We start from the raw sequence: 20,728 nt of genomic DNA, 5'->3' as shown, positions 1-20,728 counted from the left end.
TCCCGTCTTGTCTGGGAGGCGTTTTTTGCTGTGTTATGAAAAAGATAAACTTATTTCCGACCATCTTCAGTGCCGCTCGGGCCACCGGCCTCCGCGCCTGGCAAACTGGCGTGCTGTTCCAGAAAGTAGCCCGCACAGCCCTCGATACGATTCAGGATGTACTACGTGCCGAGATACAGAAGGGAAACGCGCAGCTCGTCGCCGACTTCCTGGCCGATAAAGCCCTTCCCGCCGCTAAAGCTCTCCTGCTCAAGCGCATGACCACCCGCCTGCTCATGCGCATTGGCTTGCGCGGCGCCCTGGCCAGCAGCGTCGTGGGCTGGATTTTGCCTTTTGTGCTGGAAAAAATGATTCAGGTGGGCGTCAAAACCGGCTTTTTTGAGAAGGTAAAAAACTACGACACCGTCACTGATGCCCTACACCGCCTCGACGAGCTCAAGCGCGCCGTCTGGAAAATCATCGCCCCCGATGCCGGCAGCGGTGTCGAGCTCCTCCCCGACGACGCCCCCATGCCCTCCGCCCTGCCGACCCCCAAGCCGTAGCCGACGGGTTTGAGCGGGTAGTTCTTCCACCCTAAAGCGCGTCATGCAGAGCAGCAGCGAAGTACCATCAGCTGTTACAGCCCGGTTACTGGAGTCAATTTTTCAGGAAAAACCCAATCAATACACTTTTCAAAGCACTCAAGAACCAAATTTTACGCTAAAAAGCCCCTCAAAGCAGCTATCAAGTGCCAGAATATAGTAAATTTACTCATCCGTGGATTATTCGCTTTTGAGCAAGCTAGGCTATCTATGAAAAAATTAGTTATCATACTGGGTCTACTGGCCTGGTCTGCGCCTGGTAGCCAAGCCCAGAACACCAAAGCTAAAAAAGCCCCCCGCGCCGCGTCACCCTCAGTGCGCGCCCTGGATAGTCAGAACGGCTTCGGCAAGGCCACCTTCGGGGCCGACATCAGCAAATTTCGTGATCTGGAGCTGGTCAGGACAGATGCCGCCACCCAGACTGATTTTTATAACTACCTCACTGACAACCTGAAAGTAGGTTCGCACAAGCTCACCGGCATCACTTACGGCTTTTACAAAGACAAGCTCTACTACATCGAACTGCGCATGATGGGCGAGGCCAACTGCCGCAGTATCCGCGAGCTGCTCAGCGCCCAATATGGCCCGTCGCAAAGCCCCGGCCAGGCCCAAACCTCTTGGTGGCTGGGCCAGCAGGTAACCCTGCGCTACACCGAAGCGCCCGTAGGCTACGCGACCATCGTGTTGGGCAGCAACCACTTGGCCGAGCAGCGCTTGGCTCAGCGGAAAGCTGCTGGTTCGCCAGCCGCGTAAGCGTCTAAGTCAGCTTCTTGTGGGCCTTTTGCCGTAACACCTTCGCCGTGGGAGGCAACTTCTGTTGTCTCGGCTGGAATGTGTGCGGGGGCATTCGTCGCCCGGTTTTCCATCAGTCCGCCACCAGCAGGACAGACAGAAGCACGAGTTTAGCTAAGGTCAGCGGAAACCAAAGAGATCTGTTTCTTGAGTTAAAGCACCTTGCTTGTAGCTGCACTCCGCTCCTCTTCGAAATATATGGCAACACAGTTAAAGCGTATCAGTTGGCATCTGCTGGCATTGCACTTTCTGGCTGTTTCCTTTCTAATAGTAGTAGTATGGGGCAAAAGAGCTCCAGCTCATCCGGGAGACCTGTGATATAAGTGCAGCGACAAAATAAAATAAGGTAGTAGCTTGTTGCGGGCGACCTGAGCGGCCTGCTCGCCTGTTTCCTACCTCCCGGCTGACGCACCCGACGAATGACTCCCGAACACGAACGATTGGCGGCGGCCCAGACGGGCCGCGCCCCCTGGCGCAAGTGGGGACCCTATCTGGCTGAGCGCCAATGGGGCACGGTGCGCGAGGACTATTCAGCCGACGGCCATGCTTGGCAGTACTGCACCCATGACATGGCCCGCAGCTATGCCTACCGCTGGGGCGAGGACGGGCTGGGGGGCATTTCTGATGACCAGCAATTGCTCTGCCTTTCGGTAGGGCTGTGGAACGGCCGCGACCCCATTCTGAAAGAGCGGCTGTTTGGACTGAGCGGCCCGGAAGGCAACCACGGCGAGGACGTGAAGGAGCTGTACTACTACCTCGATAACGTCCCCACGCACTCCTACATGCAGCTGCTGTACAAGTATCCGCAGCACGCGTTTCCTTACGAGTGGCTGGTGCAGGAAAACGCGCGCCGGAGCCGCCACCAGCCCGAATTCGAGTTGCTCGATACGGGGGCCTTTCACGAAGACCGCTATTTCGACGTGTCGATTGAGTATGCCAAAGCCGCTCCCGACGATATTCTGCTGCAGATAACTGTACATAACCGCGGCCCGGTGGCGGCCTCGGTACATGTAATGCCCCAGCTCTGGTTTCGTAATACCTGGGCCTGGGGCTTGGATAGCTGCCGCCCCCAGCTGGAAGCGGGTCCGGCGGGCGGTACCATCGCGGTGCATCACCAGAAGCTAGGCGAGATGTGCCTGTACTGCGACCAGGACCCTACGCTGCTGTTCTGCGACAATGAAACCAACACCCTGCGCCTGTACAAAACAGCCCCCACCCAACCAGTAGCGTATTTTAAGGACGGTATAAACGACTACCTCGTGCACGGGGCAGCCACCATCAACCCGGCGCAGGCGGGAACGAAGGCGGCGGCTTACTACCCTCTCACCATCGCGGCCGGTACGGCGCAGGTGGTGCGCGTGCGGCTGGGCCCAGCCGGCCAAGCGCGGCCCTTCGCCGATTTTGACCAGCTCCTGCGGCAGCGATGCCAGGAAGCCGACCAGTACTACGTCGCCGTGCAGGCCGCGCTGACCAGCCCGGACGCCCGCCGCGTACAGCGTCAGGCCTTTGCCGGGATGCTCTGGAGCAAGCAGTTTTACTACTACGACGTGCCACGGTGGCTTGATGGCGACCCAGCCACCCCGCCCCCGCCGGCCCAGCGGCAGCACGGCCGCAACGCGGGCTGGAAGCACCTGAACAACGCCGACATTATCTCCATGCCCGACAAGTGGGAGTACCCGTGGTATGCGGCCTGGGACCTTGCTTTTCACTGCCTGCCCCTGGCGCAGCTGGACCCCGAATTTGCCAAGCATCAGCTGCGCCTGCTCTGTCAGGACTGGTACATGCACCCCAACGGGCAGCTGCCGGCTTACGAGTGGAACCTGAGTGACGTGAACCCGCCCGTGCACGCCTGGGCGGCCTGGCGCGTGTACAAGATGTGCCAGAAACACAGCGGCGGCCCCGGCGACACCGACTTTTTGGGAACGGTGTTTCACCGCCTGCTGCTCAACTTTACCTGGTGGGTAAACCGCAAGGACCGCGACGGCCGCAACATCTTTGAGGGGGGCTTTTTGGGGCTGGATAACATTGGCTTGTTCGACCGCTCGGCGCCGCTACCCAATGGCACCAGCCTGGAGCAAGCCGACGCCACCAGCTGGATGGCTATGTACGCCCTGAACATGATGCGCATGGCCCTGGAGCTGGCCCGCGTTAACCCGATTTATCAGGACCTGGCAACCAAGTTCTTCGAGCACTTCCTCTACATCGCCGGAGCTATGACGAATATGGGCGAGGCGCACAAAGACCTCTGGGACGAGGAGGACGAGTTTTACTACGATGCCCTCCACACCCCCGATAATGGTCGGCAGCTACTCAAAACCCGCTCCCTGGTGGGCTTGATTCCGCTGTTTGCGGTGGAAGTGCTGGACGACGAACTCCTCCAATGCGTCCCCCAGTTTGGGGCCCGGCTGCATTGGTTTCTGGAAAATCGCCCCCACCTGGCCAGCCTGGTCTCGCGCTGGCAGGAACCGGGAGAGCAGGCCACGCACCTGCTTTCCTTGCTACGCGGCCACCGCATGAAGCGCCTCCTGGCCAGAGCCCTCGATGAGGCTGAGTTTCTGTCTGAGTACGGCATCCGCTCGCTGTCCCGCTACCACCTCGCCCACCCCTGCCGGCTGCACTACGCAGGCCAGGAGCTGACGGTGCGCTACGAGCCGGGCGAGTCAGAAACGAACATCTATGGCGGCAATTCCAACTGGCGGGGACCCATTTGGCTGCCCCTTAATTTTCTGTTAATTGAGTCGTTGCAACGCTTCCACCACTACTACGGCGACGAGTTCAAGGTGGAGTATCCTACGGGCTCGGGCCAGTTTAGCACCCTGCTTCAAGTTGCTGATGCCCTGAGTGCGCGGCTCACCAAGCTGTTTCTGCGCAATGAGGCCGGCGTGCGTCCCGCCCTGGGCACCAACCCGCGCCTGCAACAGGACCCACACTTCCGCGACTATCTGCTCTTTCACGAGTACTTCCACGGCGACACCGGCCAGGGCCTTGGGGCCAGCCACCAAACCGGCTGGACCGGCCTCATTGCCAAGCTATTACAGCCCCGCACATAATCGCCAGGATAAACCCACTGCTTATTTACCGGCCCTTATATCTTGCCTAATGAGCCCATGTATGCCTGGATACCGGGGAGAAAAAGAGGTGCGGCGCCTTCCAGGTAATCCCGATTGGCCGGGGTCCAGGCCCGTGGCCCGTCAAACGTGCAGGGCTGCAGGATGCCCCACAGCTGCTTATGCTCAGTAATATGCGCGTGCACCAGGGCTCGGTGCCCAAAGGTGCGCCGCTCAAAGTCTTGGTTAAGTACCTCTGGAGTGGCCTGGTTCACGTCCTCGACATACACCGATGGCTGGGCCGCCAGCGCTGCCTGAAACAGCGGATCTTCTTTCGGCAAGTCGCCCGTGTCGTCCTGCCAGGGGTGGCGCGGGTCGGGCACGGCCGCATCCTTTCGCCAGACAAAAGCGATGCGGCCTCGCGCCTGCGCCGGGTCGCGGACGTACAGAAAACAGCGGTCCACGCCCAGGTGGGGCCCTATCAGGTCGAGGGCGCTTTGCAGGCGCTTAGCGGGCGAAGCGCTCGCCGCCAGCACTGACTCGAGTTCGGTTAAAATTGGGACAGTCATAAGGGTTGAGCGGCAATAGATAGCATTACCAGCAGCGTAGGGCCAACCTGCGCCCGTTAAGCCGATTGCACTGTCTTACGTTACTGGTACAAGCGAGGATCGATGTTATTTGACAGCAGGAGATTACGATTCAGGAGAAGAACATCTTTTTTAGCTTGCGTTCTTGTTTTTCTTCCCTTTGTATGCCTCCCATTCTGCCCCGACATACGAACTCTGCTCTTGCTCTTCTGGCTGCTGTCCCTGCTCGGCTTTGCCCAACCAGCGCAAGGGCGTACGTGTGAAAGCATTCATCCAGGAGCGGGGCGCCCGCGTAGGGTGGCGTGTAGGTGTAGGTGGCTTGCCAGAAACGGTGGGGCTCGCTCTCCCGTGCTTGGAGGGCGCGTGCAGTCAGTAGCGGCCGCCTTCCAAATTGTGCAAAGTGGTCGAAAAGCCGGAGCGTCCGTCGTTGCCCTCCAGCACGTTGCCCTCCAGCACGTCGCACTCCATATCATTGCTTAACAGCCAGAAAGAGACGTTGGCGCCATAGTTTGTCGTGCGGCCCTTGTAGCGCGGAAGCCGGCAGCGAACTTCAAATAACCCTTGTTTCAGGGCATAAATGTCTTTAGCCGCAGCATCCATTAGCGGGTTGGGCTTGAGGCGCAAGCCTCCCGAGCGGTAGCGGCTCCGGGGGGTACACGCCGCCGAGCCGTCGGGGGTAGCCGTGATGCGCAGGAACTGGACATTATCTTCTGTCAGTAGTCGCAACGCTTGGTTGCTGCCGCCCACCAGGTCCGGGGTGGAGTCGAAACAGTGCAGCCGATCCATGTTCTCGTCGCCGGCCCGGTCCAGATACCAGCTGGCTAACGTATGCACCTGATTATCAAATCCGTCAAAAAAATCTGTTCTCACTGCCCGGTTGGGTTAGCGGCACTGTACAAGGCCGTATCCCGCATGCACTGCCCCAGCTCCTCGAGAGGGGTGCCAGCAAAATCAAGGCAGAAATAAGGTAGTGGCGCAGCATAGATAGAAAACGCAAAAAAGAAGAGAACGGCGGGCTTGTCAATTATCCGCCAGGTAAGACCGGGTACCGCCCGCAATGGTTCAGCACCAACAGTACAGTGCAGGTATGTTGGGCGTAATTCCCTAGCTATCCGGCGGCCGTTGCTTCTACTTCTGCTCAAAAGTACCCAACTGAGCCGCGCCGGCTCGATGATTTGTACATGAGCGTCCCGGTCCTGGCCCAGATGGGAGGCCCACCGGCGAGCGGCGCTACTACGATGAGGCCGTGAAGCAGGTCACCCAATTTGCCCCCCGCGTGTTCAATAAGTCGAAGGACCTGTACATGCACGGCTGGGTGCAGGAGATGAGCGTACACCCCGAGTTTCACTGGGCCCACACCAACAGCTGGGTACTGCTGACAAAGGTTGAACTGCTCGATGTGCTGCCCGCCGACCACACGGCCGCAGCCCGGTGCCGTCGGCCAGTACCGTCCAGGTGCGCTGGGCCAACAATGCGGACGTTGGCTTCCTTGTCTATATTATTGTAACCTTACCTGGCTTACGTCGCACCCCTACTCCTTTCCCGCATGAAGCACGCTACACCGAACTCTTTTGCTCTACTACAAGTCGGCCTGCTAACCCTGCTGGGACCCACAGCCCTAGCCCAGCAAACCACCCCATCCCCCACGGCTACGAACAAGGTGGTCGCTGCCAAGCCAGTAGGCTCATTGGCCTCGCAGATCAAGGGGATGCGGAAATTCGATGGCTACTTCCCCTTTTACTACGACCAGAAAACGGGCAAAATCTTGCTGGAAGTAGATAGGTTTGACCAGGAATTTTTGTACTTCGGCTCCCTAGCCAGCAGCGTAGGCAAGGGAATCGAGCGGGGCCAGAGCAGCTCAGCCATCGCCAAATTTATCCGCGTGGGGGGCAAAATTCTGCTGATCGTACCCAACTACGACTACCGGGCCGTGACGGACAACGCCGATGAGCAGCGGGCAGTCGACAATGCGTTTGCCAAATCGGTTATCTGGGGATTTGCCCCGGTGGCCACGGAAGGCTCAAAAGTGTTGCTGGACCTGACTCCTTTTCTGGTGCGGGATAGCCAAAAAATTGCCGAAGGATTGGGTAGTCGCGGGTATCAGGGGCCCGGCGCCAGCCTGATGGGCGGGCCAGGCAGCGGGCAGCCCATTAGCTACAAAGTCGACGAGTCGCGCTCGGCCGTGTACCTGGAGAACACCCGCAACTTCCCTAAGAACACGGAGTTCGAAGCTATGGTCACGTTTACGAGCACGCCCGGCCGGGGCGCCGACTATTCCCTCGCGCCTGACCCGAATGCCGTGACCGTGCAGATGCACCAGGCCTTCATTGAGCTGCCCGCAACAGGATTCCGCCCCCGCAAGTTTGACCCCCGCTCCGGCTTCCAGGACTTCAGCTACCTGGACTTTGCTGCTTCTATGAGCCAACCGTTGGCGCAGCGCTTCATCGTGCGGCACCGCCTGGAAAAGAAGGACCCGGCGGCAGCCGTCAGCGAAGCCGTGAAGCCCATCGTGTACTACGTCGACCGGGGCGCGCCGGCCTCTATTAAAAAAGCGCTACTGGAAGGCGGCGCGTGGTGGAATCAGGCCTTTGAAGCGGCGGGCTATAAGGATGCCTTCCAGGTCAAGGAGCTGCCCGTGGGCGCCGACCCTATGGACATTCGCTATAACATGGTCAACTGGATTAACCGGTCCGGTGTCCCGCGGGCCTATTCGTACGGAGCCAGTTACGTGGACCCGCGCACGGGGGAAATCATCAAAGGCATTGTGTCGTTGGGCGCCGACCGGCACCGGCAGGACTACCTCATTGCCGAAGGCCTGCTGCAACCCTACGAGGACGGCAAGCCCGTATCCGACCAGATGGAGCAGTTGGCGCTGGCCCGTATTCGTCAGCTGTCGGCCCACGAAATCGGCCATACGTTAGGGCTGCACCACAACTTTACGGCCAGCACCAAAGACCGGGCTTCGGTGATGGATTATCCTTTTCCGCGCTTCAGCCTGCGGCCCGACGGCAGCCTCGACCTGTCGCAGGCCTACGCCGTGGGCATTGGCAGCTGGGATAAGCGTGCGGTCATGTGGGGGTACGCCGACTTTCCCAAGGGCACCGACGAAAACCAGGCGCTCGAGCGCATCATGCAGGAAACCCTGCGGCAGGGCCACCGCTTTATCCCCGACATTGGCGGCTACGCGCACCCGGCCGCCAATCAGTGGGAAGACGGCCCCGACCCAATTGCCCAGCTAGCCACGCTCATGAAGGTGCGCCGCCACGTACTGGACCGGTTTTCTGAAAAAGCCATTCGCTCGGAAGCGCCCATGGCTACACTGGAAGAGGTGTTGGTGCCCATGTATCTGCTCCACCGCTACCAGGTGGAAGCCGTGGCCAAATCGGTTGGGGGGCAATTTTTCACCCACGCCGTGAAAAACGACGGGCAGGCTCCTACCCAGATGGTAGACCCGGCCGTGCAGTGGCAGGCGTTTGAGGCCCTGCTCACGACCGTCACGCCGGCCGCACTGCAGCTGCCCGAGGCGCTGATTGCCAAGATTCCGCCCCGGCCCTCGGGCTACCCCAAGACCCTGGAAACCTTTGCGGGCTACACCGGCCCCACCTTCGACCCGCTGGCTGCCGCCGAAGCTGCCGCCGGCCCGACCATCGCCTCACTGCTGAACCCCCAGCGCGCCGCGCGCCTGATTGAATACCAGGCCCGCGACAGCCGACAGCCTGGGTTTATGCCAGTAGTGGAGAAACTGCTGGCGCGTACCTGGCGCGCCAAGCCCGAAACCGGCTACGCCGGCGCGCTCCAAACGGTGGTCAACAACTTAACTCTGAAGTACCTGTTGCAGCTCGCGGCCGATACCAGAGCCTCCGCCAGCGTGCGCGGACAGGCCCTGCTGGCGGTAGATGACTTGCAGCAGTGGATGCGCGGACAAGTGAAGCGGGGCAAAGGGCCGCAGCAAGCCAACCTGCTGTTTGGCTTGTCGCAAATCGAGCAGTTCCGGGCCGACCCCAAGACGTTCACTCCCCCGCCGGCGGTAGAAATGCCCCCCGGCGCTCCCATCGGCATGCCGGCTACGGGTTTTGTGGAGTAGCTATTACCGCGCGCTGATTGTTGTAAGGTCGTCTAATGTAGGTTAGAGCGCTAATTGGTAGCGTATAAGCTGCGAGTGCGCATTACAGAGACTCTGGTTTTAAGATGGATGGCTTTAGTCTTCTTAAGGTAAATAACTAGCGCCAAGCAGTGCACTTTATTTCAAATAGGTTTTATACCTCAGTAAAAGCCCTCGGAAATGCCGTTTTCAAAGAACTTTTTTTGAATTGTAAAGGCTCTAAACCAATTTGGATTCTCGTGCCCAGCTATCCATACGCTCGTTTTGTTGCTTCCGCACTGTCACGAGTTTGGTGGGGAGCTGCATGAGTTGGTCGCCGCCAGCTGTGGGCGATGTATTGCCCACACCATCTTGAAGCGGCGCTTGCCAGCATCGGCCAGCAGTTGATGAAAAGCTTTACGGTTGGACTTGCGGCCCGAGTCCTTATGTATTCTTTGTACACGATATCGCCGGCACGTTCGGCTTCCCGGCGCAGGATAGTCGGTTTTCTGGATCTTGATCCTTGTTGGCTGTCGATACGCGGGCATAAAGGGCTACTTTCATAATTCATATTTTGGTCCTTTAGCTCCGCTACTCGGCATACAACCAATACGAAAAATAAAGGCATAATTCTTATTATGAGTTCTACTCTCTTGATCGAATTTAACTAAAATTGGTTTTTTTTGCAAATCATTGATTACTAAACCAATAAACACACTATTATCTACACTATCTAGATTTAGTAGATTAAACGAAAGCTTAGCTGACGCAGGTGAATCAATATATTCACCCCCATCTTTCATAAATTTTTGTATACTTATTTCTCTTTCTTTGATTCCCTCATTTGGGTTTCCAAAAAGTATTGCTTCGTGAATATATAGATTCTTATGCACTAATTTAAGGCCCTTTGTTGCAAAAGCGATATGTGACATTGTATAATCTCCTATATACAGAGGCGGATTTATTTCTTTAATTAATGGAGGCATATCTATTTCTCCTGGAGGAATGTCGAGTGGAGACAAATGACCATATAAGTTAAGAAATTTATTGCATATAAAACTTAGAAAATCATTTACAAAGCCCTGTAAGTCATCCAGCAAACCTCTTGTATCCACTTCAAGATTATCTTTAGTAATTTCTGATATATCTAAAAGACACTCAACAGATAAATCATCGAACGCAATATATATTGTCGTAATAGCAATTAATTTCCCCCAAGAAACAATTTCATTTTCTCGTAAAGATATTGTATCTCTAATTTCAATATTGAAGCGCTTTGCTTTTATTATTGCACCACTTGTAAATCCAGAGGAGGACACGGCAATAAGCGCATTTACCCCAAGACTTTTCCTTCTTCCATAAAGCTCCTCTATCCATTTCACATCTTGCTTATTACGATGCATTCTACATTCAATATGTGTTACGAATGAGTCATTTTTAATTGATATGTCAATTTGGCGTGGCTGGCTTGGGTTATCAGGATCAGGCACCGTATCGTTCCATGTTACTTGTTCATTAGTAGTCACAAGCAACCGGTATACTTCTGCAATAGTTTTTTCAAATTCGTCGGACTCTTTGCTCATAAACTTTATTAAGAAAAGTTTCTTGTAAAACTCCTTCGATATACGAAATTTTAATCATCAGTTGTGGCCCCATATGATAGCATTACATACTATGTATCCCTTCATATAAAAATCAATAAGGTGTCACTGACCTTCCCATCTGTGAAATTCATAAACTCAAAGCCGCATGGCGCGCACGAAGGCCTAAAATTGGGGGCGGGTCAATGCTTAATGCTAACTAACGATGCTTAAACTTATTTGCAAAAACGCGCATGAGGCTGTTTAAAGCATGTTTTTACAAGTCACGGTTAAGCCCAAACACAAAAAAGCCGTCCCCACCCGGAAACGGCTTTTTTACTAGTATCGGAACCGGAGAAAATTCCCACCCAACTCCGGTTCGATCCTGTTCGCTGGGCTTAGTGCCGGAACATCAGTTCGCGGTACTTTACCAGCGGCCAGTCCTCATCGGCCACCATCAGCTCCAGCTTGTCGGCGGAGCGGCGGATGGGGTCGAAACATGTCTTTACCTCGTCGCAGTAAGCAATGGCCCGCTCGCGGGTATCCTCGATCTTGTTGGCCTTTTTACGACGCTCAATCATCTCATCCACCGTGGTTTTGATGGTGGAGATGTGGCGCGAAATGGCCTTGATCGTATCCACCGTCACCTGCGAGAACTCGTCGTCGAGGCCCAGCTCGCGCAGACCGCGAATGTTGGTGATGAGCTTGGTCTGGTACGCCAAAGCCGTCGGAATAACGTGATTGATGGCCAAGTCGCCCATGGTGCGGCTCTCAATCTGGATTTTCTTGATGTAGTCTTCCAGCAGGATTTCGTGGCGGGCGTGCAGCTCTATCTTCGAAAAGATATTGTGATGGCTGAACAGATTGGCCGCGTCCTCGCGCGTCAGGGCGTCGAGGGCCAGCGGCGTGGTACGCACGTTGGCCAGGCCCCGGCGCTCCGCCTCCTCTTCCCACTCCTGCGAGTAGCCGTTGCCCTCGAAGCGAATGGCTTTGGACGAAATCACGTAGTCGCGCAGCACTTCCACGATGGCCACTTCCTTCTTTTTGCCCTGCTCAATCAGCTCATCTACCGACTCTTTGAAGGCAATCAGCTGATTGGCTACGATGGTGTTGAGCACCGTCATGGCCGAGGAGCAGTTGGCCGAGGAGCCCACGGCGCGCAACTCAAACTTGTTGCCGGTGAAGGCAAAGGGCGAGGTACGGTTGCGGTCAGTGTTATCGAGCAGGATAGCCGGAATCTTGTCGATTCCGAGCTTGAGGTAGATGTTGTCGCCCTTGTCGAGCGGCAGCTTGGCGGTGCGCTCCAGCTCATCCAGCACCGAGTTGAGCTGAGAGCCCACGAACACCGACATGATGGCCGGGGGCGCTTCGTTGGCTCCCAGGCGATGGTCATTGGAGGCCGAGGCAATGCTGGCGCGCAGCAAATCAGCGTAGCGATGCACGGCCTTGATGGTGGTGATGAAAAAAGCCAGGAATTGCAGGTTTTCCTTGGGCCGACGGCCGGGCGCGAGCAGGTTCACGCCCGTATCGGTGCTCATGGCCCAGTTGTTATGCTTGCCCGACCCGTTTACGCCGGCAAAAGGCTTTTCGTGGAGGAGCACCTTGAAGTTGTGCTGCTCGGCTACGCGCTCCATGATGTCCATCAGGAGTTGGTTGTGGTCCACGGCCAGGTTGGCGTCCTCGAAGGTGGGCGCGCACTCAAACTGGTTGGGAGCCACCTCGTTATGGCGGGTGCGCAGCGGAATTCCGAGGCGGTTCGCCTCTTCCTCATAGTCGAGCATGAAGGCGTGTACCCGACTTGGGATGGAGCCGAAGTAATGGTCTTCGAGCTGCTGACCCTTGGCCGGGGCGTGGCCAAAAAGGGTGCGGCCAGTCATCACCAGGTCGGGGCGGGCGTCGTAGAGGGCTTTATCGACCAGAAAATACTCCTGCTCAATGCCGAGCGTGGTATTCACGCGGCTGACGTCCTTATCAAAATACTGGCAAACGTCCACGGCGGCCTGCTCCAGAATAGCCAGCGACTTGAGCAGGGGGGCTTTATAATCCAGGGCCTCGCCGGTGTAGGCCACGAAAATCGTGGGAATGCACAGGGTTTTGGCCCCCGCGGTTTCAATCAGGAAAGCGGGCGAAGTGGGGTCCCAGGCCGTGTAGCCGCGGGCCTCGAAGGTATTGCGGATACCACCGTTGGGGAAGCTGGACGCGTCGGGCTCTTGCTGCACCAGGGCCGAGCCCTTGAAATTCTCGATGGGGCGACCGTCGGAGCTCAGGTCGAAGAAGGAGTCGTGCTTTTCGGCCGTGGCTCCAGTCAGGGGCTGAAACCAGTGCGTGTAGTGCGTGGCACCTTTGGCCATGGCCCAGGTTTTCATGGCCGAAGCCACCGCGTCGGCCACGCCATGCTCTACCGGCGTGCCCTGCTTTACGGCCGATTGCAGCTTTTTGAAGTACTCGCCCGGCATCGTAGCACGCATCGCATCCAGGTTGAACACGTTACGACCAAATGTATCGGAGCGACGCTCCCCGGACTGCGTCACGGGCATGGGCCGGCGCTGATCTACTAATTCGAGGGCTTTAAAGCGGAGAATTGCCATGTAAAGTTTGGGCGGGGTTTGTTTTATAAGGGCAAATGTAGAGTAAGGATGTATTATTTTCCAAACACCCCCTCAAATTTAAGGGTTGTTTACGCGATTCTTTAGCTTTCTATCAAAAATGATCTATTTTTCATAAGGTGGTCATGCAGAGCGGCACATCTCGCTCCCAATCGTCGAATTATTACTCCTGCTATCAGCGCGCGCGATGCGCCGCATGGCATTCTTAATAAGGATATGAAGGTCATACAAAGGCCGACGTCTTCTCTCAGAATTCCCTCCTACTTTCATCCTTGCCTCCCTGCGTTACCTTTGCCGGGTGAGAAACCGCTTTGCCTTCCAGTCGTGGTATTTTTTGTTCTGGCTGGTCTTTTTTGTGGCCGCGAAGGCTATTTTTCTGGGATATCACACGGCCAAGACGGCTGCTTTGGCGTGGAGCACTGTGCGGGGTATTTTTGGCTACGGCCTGCAGCTGGATGCTTCGACGGCCGCGTATCTGTGTATTATTCCCTTTTTGCTGCTGCTGGGGGGCAATCTGGCCGGTTCGCGCTTTCCTACCGATCGTCTGATTCGCTTTTACACGGCTGTGATGGGCGTAGTCGTCAGCGTCCTGACCGTGGCCGACCTAGAGCTGTACCGCGCCTGGGGCTTCCGCCTCGATACCACGCCCCTGCAATATCTCGACTCGCCGGCCGAGATGGTCGCCTCGGCCGGCAGCGCACCGCTGGGGCTGCTGGGGGGCATTTTTGGAGGTTTGCTGGTGCTGGGCTGGGTATTATATACCAAAATTGTTGGCCGGCTGCCCACCTTGCCGGCGGGTTTTGGGCGGGCGCGGGCGGCGCTGGTGAGTCTGCTGCTGCTGGCGTTGCTGGTGGTGCCGCTGCGCGGAGGGTTGCAGCAAATCCCGATCAACCAGAGCGATGTGTATTTTTCCAGCCAGCCTTTCGCTAACCACGCGGCCGTAAACGTGCCCTGGAACGTGCTGAACTCGCTGCTACTCAAGAACAGCGGCCCGAATCCGTACCATTTCATGCCCGATTCGACGGCCCAACGTCTGGTAAAGCAGCTCTACGCTGCTCCCGCTACCGCCAATTTGAGCAACTATAATATCCTGCGTACGCCCCGGCCCAACGTGCTGTTTATCATCCTGGAAAGCTTCACGGCCAAGTTCGTGGGCAGCACGGGCGGCGAGCAGGGCGTGACACCGAATCTGGATAGCCTGGCCCGCACCGGCGTGCTGTTCACCAACGTCTACGCCAGTGGCGACCGGAGCCAGAAAGGCCTGGTGGCCCTGCTTAGTGGCTACCCCAATCAGCCTACCGGCAGCATTATTAAGGTGCCGCGCAAAACCGAAAAACTGCCCCATCTGGCCCGCTCTTTCAAGCAGGCCGGCTACCGCAGCGCCTATTACTATGGGGGCGAGCTGGCCTTTGCCAACATGAAAAGCTACCTCGTGGCCGCCGGCTACGACCAGCTTACCGAGCGCGCCGATTTTGCCCCCCAGGACCAGAACTCCAAGTGGGGTGCCCACGATCATGTGCTTTTCAACCGTATCCTCACCGATTTAAGCCAGAAAAAGCCCCCCGGCCAGCCCTTTTTCCTCACCGCCTTCACCCTCAGCAGCCACGAACCCTTCGAGATTCCGATTCCGAAGAAATTTCCCGGCACCAGCGAAACGGCGCTGTTTCGCAACTCCATTTATTACACCGATTGGGCCCTGGGACGCTTTCTGCGACAGGCCAGCCGGCAGCCCTGGTGGGAGAATACGCTGGTCGTACTCGTGGCTGATCATGGGCATCCATTGCCCGACAACTCAGCCAATGAAAGCCCGGCCAAGTTTCATATTCCGCTGGTGCTGGCCGGTGGGGCCCTTCGCCCGGAGGCCCGTGGCCGTACCATCACCGCCTTCGGCGCCCAAACCGACGTGGCCACTACCCTATTAACGCAGCTTGGCCTGCCATCCAACGACTACACCTGGGGCCGCGATTTGCTGCGGCCGGGGGGAAACTCTTTCGCGTTCTACAACTTTAATGATGGCTTCGGCATGCTCTCCCCCGCCGGCGCCGTTACTTATGACCACGTAGCCCGGCGCGTGATTTCGCGTGATGCCGGCGTGCCGGATGCGCAGGTACGGCAAGGGCAGGCGTATCAGCAGGTGTCGTTTGAGGATTATTTGCGGAAGTAACCCGGTTTGATGGCCGTGCGGCAACAGCCGGTCTGTTTTTTAAATGACTTCTCATGAGAAAGCTTTTGTTCGTTTACAACGCCGACGCGGGCCTGGCCAACGGCCTGCTGGATATGGCGCACAAGATCCTCTCGCCCCGCACCTATCCCTGCTCGCTGTGCGGCATCACCTACGGCACCACCCATATGCGGCCCGATTGGCGGCAGTTTCTGCAATCGCTGCCCCTGGAAAGCCGTTTTCTGCACCGCGACGAGTTTCAGCAGCAGTTTCCAGGGCTGAAAAACCCGGCGCTGCCGGCCGTGTTCTGGCAGGATGAGCAGCAGGCGCTGACGCCCGCGCTGACCGCCGCCGACCTCGCGCCGCTGCGCCTGGAGGAGCTGATGCAGCGCCTGCGAGAGGTGACGGCAACGGGGTGACTACAACTAGCAGCGCGGAGTAGCAGGTAAGTAGCACTCCGTGCATGAGCAAAGCGAATTCCCGCGCGCCTGCCTCTGCCCGCTAACGACGGCTGACGCGTGGCTCCGCGCAGAGCACCACTCCCGACTACTACTTGCGGACGCGCTAAGGCGACGGCTTCGTACCTTTGCGGCTAGTTATATGGAAATGAAGAAAGTTGCTTTTTACACCTTGGGCTGCAAGCTCAATTTCTCCGAGACGTCGGCCATCGGGCGGCAGTTTGAGGAGCGTGGCTTCCGTAAAGTCCCCTTCGAGGACGCGGCCGATATCTACGTTATCAATACCTGCTCCGTCACCGACCACGCCGACCGCAAATGCCGGAAAGTGGTGAAAGAGGCCCTCAAGCACAACCCAGAGGCCTTTGTGACCATCGTGGGCTGCTACGCCCAGCTCAAGCCCCAGGAAATAGCCGAGATTCCGGGCGTGCACGCCGTATTGGGTGCCGCCGAGAAATTTCAACTCGTGGATATTCTGGCTGGCTTCGAAAAAGGCACCCAGGCTCAGGTGTACGCCAGCCCCATTTCGGCGGCCACCGAGTTTCACGCCGCCCACTCCTTCGGCGACCGCACGCGCACCTTCCTGAAAGTGCAGGACGGCTGCGACTACTCCTGCTCCTTCTGCACCATTCCGCTGGCCCGCGGCCAGAGTCGCTCGGGCAGCGTGCGGAGCGTGATAGAGCGCGTGCAGAGTTTAGCAACGACGGGCGTCAAGGAAATCGTACTGACGGGCGTGAACCTGGGCGACTTTGGCTTGCAGGGGGCAAATCGGGAGCGCAAAGAGAGTTTTTACGACCTGGTGCAAGCCCTGGACGAAGTGGCCGGCATCAGCCGCTTTCGCATTTCGAGCTGCGAGCCCAACTTGCTCACCGACGAGGTAATTCGCTTCGTGGCGCGGTCGCGGCGATTTATGCCCCACTTCCACATTCCACTGCAAAGCGGCTCCGACAAGATTCTGGGCCTGATGCGCCGCCGCTACCGCCGCGCCCTCTACGCCGACCGCGTGCGCCTGATTAAAGAAGTAATGCCCCACGCCTGCATTGGGGTGGATGTGATTGTCGGTTTTCCGGACGAAACGGAGGAAGATTTTCTGGAAACCTACCAGTTTCTGAATGAGCTGGATATCAGCTACCTGCACGTTTTTCCCTACTCAGAGCGCGAAAATACCCTGGCGCCCACCTTGCCCGGCCGCATACAGGACCGTGTGCGCCACGAGCGCACCACCCAGCTGCGGAGCCTGTCGGAGAAGAAAAAGCGCCATTTCTACGCCCAGCACACCGGCTACGACGCCGAAGTCCTCTTCGAGGACGACGTGACCAACGGCGTGATGGAAGGCTTTACGCCGAACTATATCCGCGTGGCCGCCAAATATGACCCTTTGCTGGTAGGTGAGCTGAAGCGCCTGCGCCTGACGGCTGTTAACCCACAAGGGCAAATGGAAGCCGAGGAAATGGGAATATTTGTCTGAACCACGTATTTATCGGATTAAATGAATGACACGGATTTTGTAGTCGATTTTGGTTTAATACCTCTTTATGATTTAGCAAAAAAGCCCCCCGGAAATTGTTCCGGGGGCTTTTTTGCTAAATCTGGAAGCCGTCTACGAAAGCCGTGCAATCCGCGAAATTCAGTTGGGTCTGTGGTCAGGATTTGCGCATCAGTTCTATCATTTGGTGCATTAGCTGCTGCTGTTGCTCCAGAAACTGGGCACGCTGCTCGGCCATAGCTAACTGATGAATCACCTGCTGGGCCAGCAGATGCGCGTCGGGGCCGGCGGGTGGAGTGGGCGCGGCTGGTGCGGCGGGAGCTGAGCTGCTAACGGCTTCGGCTACTGGCGGTGTTGCCGCCTTTCCGGCTATGGCCGGCGGAGCCGCTACCTCTGAAACGGGCGGCGCTACGGTTGGCGCTGCTTTGGGGGCAGGGGACAAATCCGCGGGTGCTACGGACCGCGTTGGGAGCTGGGGGGCAATTGTCGGGATTAGGAGCGGGGCATCTGAGGGCTTAGAGGGCGCAGGAAGTGGCTGGCTTTCCTCTGGCGCCGCGCCAGTATCGGCGGCTTGATCAGTGTAGCGCGGACCTTTACCCAACATGATCCAGTCCTTTGAAACATTTGGATAAATAGTAAAAAGCGTCTCTAACAAATCAAAGCCTGGCTTATTACGGCCATCTATCAAGTGCTGTACGACAGTAGCAGTACGCCCTAATGATTTGGCAAAAGCGTTTTTAGAAATGCCAAGGTCGCCGATCAAAGCGGCGAAGCGCTGAGAAACCGATTCTTCTTTCATGCCCAAATGTATATTTATACTCCAACAAATGTACAAGTAAATAAAGAGCAAAGTCGCACCGGTGGTAGCAATCGTTGAAATACGCACTCTTCATGTAGAACAAGGCTTTAATGATGCTCTTTCAGGTGGCATTTTTAACCCAACAGGAATAGAGGTCGCGCAGGCCCGACTCTAGGACTTATAGAGCCACGGCGCGGGATGTAGAAGATACCCGGCAAGTGAAGCCACCGGGGCAAACAGAGAAGCCAGCGGGCCGTACAAACGGGTGGGTCGCGACCAAAACCCAGCTTATATCTAGTTCACCCTCTGTTACCTTATTATGCATCGAACCCTGGAGATTACTGTGCCGCCCACTGCCACCGACACCCTGCGCGAAAACTTGGTGGCACTGGAAGAAGTGATTGGCCTGAGTGTGCAGCGCAGCGCTTCGGTCAAGCCCGTGGGCGACATTCTCATCGTGCATGTGCTCAACCGCGGGGCCGACGAGGTGCTGCGCCGCGTGCGGGCTGCCGTGCCCGATGACCACGCCCTGAGCATCGTGACCAGCGAGGCGGCCAGCTTCATTGCCCCCGCCGAGCAGGAAACCATTGAAGATGATAAGGATGAGGCCATCTGGGAGGAGATGGAAAGCGGCCTGCGCCACCAGGGAGCTATTACCCCCAATTATCTGCTGCTGATGGCGCTGGGGGGCATTATCTGTGCCATCGGGCTCGTATCGGAGCCGGTTCCGCAGGCCATTGCCTTCGTCGCCTCGGCCATCATCGCCCCCGGCTTCGACCCCATGACCAAGGTGCCGCTGGGCCTCGTGCTGGGCCGCTGGCCCGTGGTGTGGCGCGGCTTCCGCTCCACTTTTGCCGGCTACGCGGTACTGATAGCAGCGGCGGCTCTGACCATGTTGGCCCTGGTGGCCGCCGGCGAAACAACGGGCTCTGCCCTGGCCGAAAATCCGGAAGTAAAGCACCTGGCCCACCCCCATCTGATGGAGCTGCTGATCGCGGCAGCCGGGGCCCTGGCGGGCGTGGTCATGCTGGCGGCATTCCGGCGCAGCTTTCAGGCTGGTCCCCTCATTGCGATGGCCTTCATCCCAGCCGCGACGCTAATTGGGGCCGGACTGGCGGTAGGCCGACCGGAGCTAGCGCTGGAAGGCCTGGAGCGATTTGGGGCGGACTGGGGCTTTATCGTGGGGTTAGGGATTCCGTTTTTGTGGTTCAAGCAGCGCTTCGTGCATCGGCGCAAGCCATTGGCGTAAGAATGAATGGGCTAAGTAGTGCATTTAGATTGGAGTAAGTCATTGGTAGTTTTATCGTTAGAGCGCTGAGCTTGAGCACATCCGCGCTTGGTCAAAAGCCGGCTTATTTACAACTTATCTGTAATTCTGGCCGTAAGCGGAGCTAAATTTTACCAGCCTATCGGGCTTTTCTTTCTACCGGGCGGCTACTGCGCCGCTCCCAACCATTACCTGCTATATGAACACTCCTACCAACGATCCTAATCGGATCATTACCATGACCTCTGGGCCCACTTCGGCGCCGATGGCGGTTGTCAAGCGCATCTCCTGGGGCGCCATTTTCGCCGGGGCGGTCCTGGCGCTGGTTATTCAGCTGGCCTTGAGCTTGCTGGGCCTAGGTATTGGTCTGGGCACCATCGATCCCCTGGAAGAGCAGAACCCCATGGCCGGTATCGGTATTGGAGCCGCTATCTGGTGGGTAGTGAGTATGCTGGTTTCCTTGTATCTGGGCGCGACGGTGGCCAGCCGCCTGGCCGGAATGCCCCGCCCCACCGACGGCCTGCTGCACGGCTTGCTAACCTGGGCCGTGGTTACGCTGCTCACGTTTTACTTACTCACGACGGCGGTGGGCCGCATTATTGGGGGCGTAACGGGCGTCGCAGGCCGAGCCCTGAGCGGAGCGGGCCGTGGTATTGCCGCCGTAGCCCCGGAAGCGGGCGAAGCCATTAAAGGTGAGCTGAAAGAGCGCGGCATTGATATGACGGATCTTAAGCGCGAGGCACGCCTGCTGCTGCGCCAAACCGGTAAATCCGAGCTGAGCCCGGAAAACCTGGAGCGTCAGGCCACAGCCGCCGGCCGCGAGGCCAAAGCCGAAGCGGGCCAGAGTGCCGCCAACCCACAGGCTACGGGCGATAACTTCGACGACGTGATTGACCGCCTCACCAGCCGGGCCGAAAATATCGGCGACGCCGCCGACCGCGACGCGGCCGTGAACGTGGTGATGCAGCGTACGGGCAAGAGCCGCGCCGAGTCGGAGCAAGTGGTAGACAACTGGATTGCGACGGCCAAGCAGGCCCGCGTAAAGTTTGACGAAGCCAAGGTAAAGGTCGAAGCCCAGGCCCGCGAAACGGGTGATAAAGCCGCCGAAGGACTTTCCAAAGCCGCTTTGCTGGCCGCGCTGGGGTTGGGTTTGGGCGCTGCCGCCGCTGCCTTTGGGGGCCGGCGCGCCGTACCCCACGACATGGCCGTGGCCGACAGGTCTGTGATATAAGGGCCGATAACCCGGCTCAACAACAAAAAAAAGCCCACCACCGACGTACGTCGGG

General features: G+C 57.6%; 15 protein-coding genes. 10 read left to right on the top strand and 5 right to left on the bottom strand.

From position 1 onward, the window contains the following. Positions 1-35 precede the first annotated feature (35 nt). From B9A24_RS16290 to B9A24_RS16280, 3 genes are all read left to right on the top strand, one after another. Complete coding sequence (locus B9A24_RS16290) at positions 36-542, top strand: hypothetical protein (protein WP_084447078.1); 507 nt, start codon at positions 36-38, stop codon at positions 540-542. Between the two features lie 249 nt (positions 543-791). Continuing rightward, the gene (locus tag B9A24_RS16285) at positions 792-1,334 is read left to right on the top strand and encodes a hypothetical protein (protein ID WP_084447077.1); all 543 of its coding nucleotides are present in this window, start codon (positions 792-794) and stop codon (positions 1,332-1,334) included. A gap of 458 nt (positions 1,335-1,792) precedes the next feature. Next, entirely contained in the window at positions 1,793-4,423 is a 2,631-nt protein-coding gene (locus tag B9A24_RS16280; RefSeq protein ID WP_084447076.1) for an MGH1-like glycoside hydrolase domain-containing protein, read from the top strand. Positions 4,424-4,458: 35 nt separating this feature from the next. Here the strand turns inward: B9A24_RS16280 and B9A24_RS16275 are convergent, their stop codons facing one another. Both B9A24_RS16275 and B9A24_RS16270 read right to left on the bottom strand, forming a co-directional pair. Continuing rightward, positions 4,459-4,989: a GAF domain-containing protein gene (locus tag B9A24_RS16275; protein WP_084447075.1), complete on the bottom strand. Its 531-nt coding sequence runs from the start codon at positions 4,987-4,989 to the stop codon at positions 4,459-4,461. 387 nt (positions 4,990-5,376) lie between these two features. Further along, positions 5,377-5,877 carry a LamG domain-containing protein gene (locus B9A24_RS16270; protein WP_143434985.1) on the bottom strand — a complete coding sequence of 167 codons (501 nt, stop codon included), beginning with the start codon at positions 5,875-5,877 and terminating at the stop codon, positions 5,377-5,379. 376 nt (positions 5,878-6,253) lie between these two features. Between B9A24_RS16270 and B9A24_RS16265 the strand changes: the two genes are divergently transcribed. Together B9A24_RS16265 and B9A24_RS16260 are read left to right on the top strand one after the other, a co-directional pair. Continuing rightward, positions 6,254-6,514: a glycoside hydrolase family 88 protein gene (locus tag B9A24_RS16265; protein ID WP_317044255.1), complete on the top strand. Its 261-nt coding sequence runs from the start codon at positions 6,254-6,256 to the stop codon at positions 6,512-6,514. 39 nt (positions 6,515-6,553) lie between these two features. Continuing rightward, the gene (locus B9A24_RS16260) at positions 6,554-9,091 is read left to right on the top strand and encodes a zinc-dependent metalloprotease (protein WP_084447073.1); all 2,538 of its coding nucleotides are present in this window, start codon (positions 6,554-6,556) and stop codon (positions 9,089-9,091) included. A gap of 557 nt (positions 9,092-9,648) precedes the next feature. Here B9A24_RS16260 and B9A24_RS16255 read toward each other — a convergent pair. Both B9A24_RS16255 and B9A24_RS16250 read right to left on the bottom strand, forming a co-directional pair. After that, positions 9,649-10,671, bottom strand: coding sequence for a restriction endonuclease (locus tag B9A24_RS16255; protein ID WP_084447072.1), 1,023 nt, complete (start codon positions 10,669-10,671; stop codon positions 9,649-9,651). Between the two features lie 395 nt (positions 10,672-11,066). Continuing rightward, positions 11,067-13,256, bottom strand: coding sequence for a glutamine synthetase III family protein (locus tag B9A24_RS16250; RefSeq protein ID WP_084447071.1), 2,190 nt, complete (start codon positions 13,254-13,256; stop codon positions 11,067-11,069). Between the two features lie 316 nt (positions 13,257-13,572). On the opposite strand from B9A24_RS16250, the gene B9A24_RS16245 reads away from it, so the two are divergent. The 3 genes from B9A24_RS16245 to mtaB all read left to right on the top strand — a co-directional run bounded on the left by B9A24_RS16245 (position 13,573) and on the right by mtaB (position 17,358). Continuing rightward, on the top strand, positions 13,573-15,438 hold the full coding sequence (locus B9A24_RS16245) for an LTA synthase family protein (RefSeq protein WP_084447070.1): 1,866 nt from the start codon (positions 13,573-13,575) through the stop codon (positions 15,436-15,438). A 53-nt stretch (positions 15,439-15,491) separates the two neighbouring features. Beyond that, positions 15,492-15,854, top strand: a complete 363-nt coding sequence (locus tag B9A24_RS16240; protein WP_143434984.1) for a hypothetical protein — start codon at positions 15,492-15,494, stop codon at positions 15,852-15,854. Between the two features lie 187 nt (positions 15,855-16,041). Then, positions 16,042-17,358, top strand: a complete 1,317-nt coding sequence (gene mtaB, locus B9A24_RS16235) for a tRNA (N(6)-L-threonylcarbamoyladenosine(37)-C(2))-methylthiotransferase MtaB (RefSeq protein ID WP_084447083.1) — start codon at positions 16,042-16,044, stop codon at positions 17,356-17,358. Positions 17,359-17,533: 175 nt separating this feature from the next. On the opposite strand, the gene B9A24_RS16230 is transcribed toward mtaB, so the two are convergent. Further along, on the bottom strand, positions 17,534-18,175 hold the full coding sequence (locus tag B9A24_RS16230) for a hypothetical protein (RefSeq protein WP_084447068.1): 642 nt from the start codon (positions 18,173-18,175) through the stop codon (positions 17,534-17,536). Between the two features lie 319 nt (positions 18,176-18,494). On the opposite strand from B9A24_RS16230, the gene B9A24_RS16225 reads away from it, so the two are divergent. Together B9A24_RS16225 and B9A24_RS16220 are read left to right on the top strand one after the other, a co-directional pair. After that, positions 18,495-19,424, top strand: a complete 930-nt coding sequence (locus B9A24_RS16225; RefSeq protein WP_084447067.1) for a DUF389 domain-containing protein — start codon at positions 18,495-18,497, stop codon at positions 19,422-19,424. 217 nt (positions 19,425-19,641) lie between these two features. After that, entirely contained in the window at positions 19,642-20,673 is a 1,032-nt protein-coding gene (locus B9A24_RS16220; protein WP_143434983.1) for a hypothetical protein, read from the top strand. Positions 20,674-20,728 lie beyond the last annotated feature (55 nt).

This window comes from Hymenobacter roseosalivarius DSM 11622 (assembly GCF_900176135.1).
In the GTDB taxonomy this organism is placed as follows: Bacteria; Bacteroidota; Bacteroidia; order Cytophagales; family Hymenobacteraceae; genus Hymenobacter; species Hymenobacter roseosalivarius.
Note: the sequence above shows the minus strand (reverse complement) of the source record. Positions and strands in the feature narration are given on the sequence as shown.

Excerpts from the sequence above, each read along its gene's own strand:
- B9A24_RS16290 (WP_084447078.1), top strand. The coding sequence starts at position 36 with ATGAAAAAGATAAACTTATTTCCGACCATCTTCAGTGCCGCTCGGGCC.
- B9A24_RS16285 (WP_084447077.1), top strand. The coding sequence starts at position 792 with ATGAAAAAATTAGTTATCATACTGGGTCTACTGGCCTGGTCTGCGCCT.
- B9A24_RS16280 (WP_084447076.1), top strand. The coding sequence starts at position 1,793 with ATGACTCCCGAACACGAACGATTGGCGGCGGCCCAGACGGGCCGCGCC.
- B9A24_RS16275 (WP_084447075.1), bottom strand. The coding sequence starts at position 4,989 with ATGACTGTCCCAATTTTAACCGAACTCGAGTCAGTGCTGGCGGCGAGC.
- B9A24_RS16260 (WP_084447073.1), top strand. The coding sequence starts at position 6,554 with ATGAAGCACGCTACACCGAACTCTTTTGCTCTACTACAAGTCGGCCTG.
- B9A24_RS16255 (WP_084447072.1), bottom strand. The coding sequence starts at position 10,671 with ATGAGCAAAGAGTCCGACGAATTTGAAAAAACTATTGCAGAAGTATAC.
- B9A24_RS16250 (WP_084447071.1), bottom strand. The coding sequence starts at position 13,256 with ATGGCAATTCTCCGCTTTAAAGCCCTCGAATTAGTAGATCAGCGCCGG.
- B9A24_RS16240 (WP_143434984.1), top strand. The coding sequence starts at position 15,492 with ATGAGAAAGCTTTTGTTCGTTTACAACGCCGACGCGGGCCTGGCCAAC.
- mtaB (WP_084447083.1), top strand. The coding sequence starts at position 16,042 with ATGAAGAAAGTTGCTTTTTACACCTTGGGCTGCAAGCTCAATTTCTCC.
- B9A24_RS16230 (WP_084447068.1), bottom strand. The coding sequence starts at position 18,175 with ATGAAAGAAGAATCGGTTTCTCAGCGCTTCGCCGCTTTGATCGGCGAC.
- B9A24_RS16225 (WP_084447067.1), top strand. The coding sequence starts at position 18,495 with ATGCATCGAACCCTGGAGATTACTGTGCCGCCCACTGCCACCGACACC.
- B9A24_RS16220 (WP_143434983.1), top strand. The coding sequence starts at position 19,642 with ATGAACACTCCTACCAACGATCCTAATCGGATCATTACCATGACCTCT.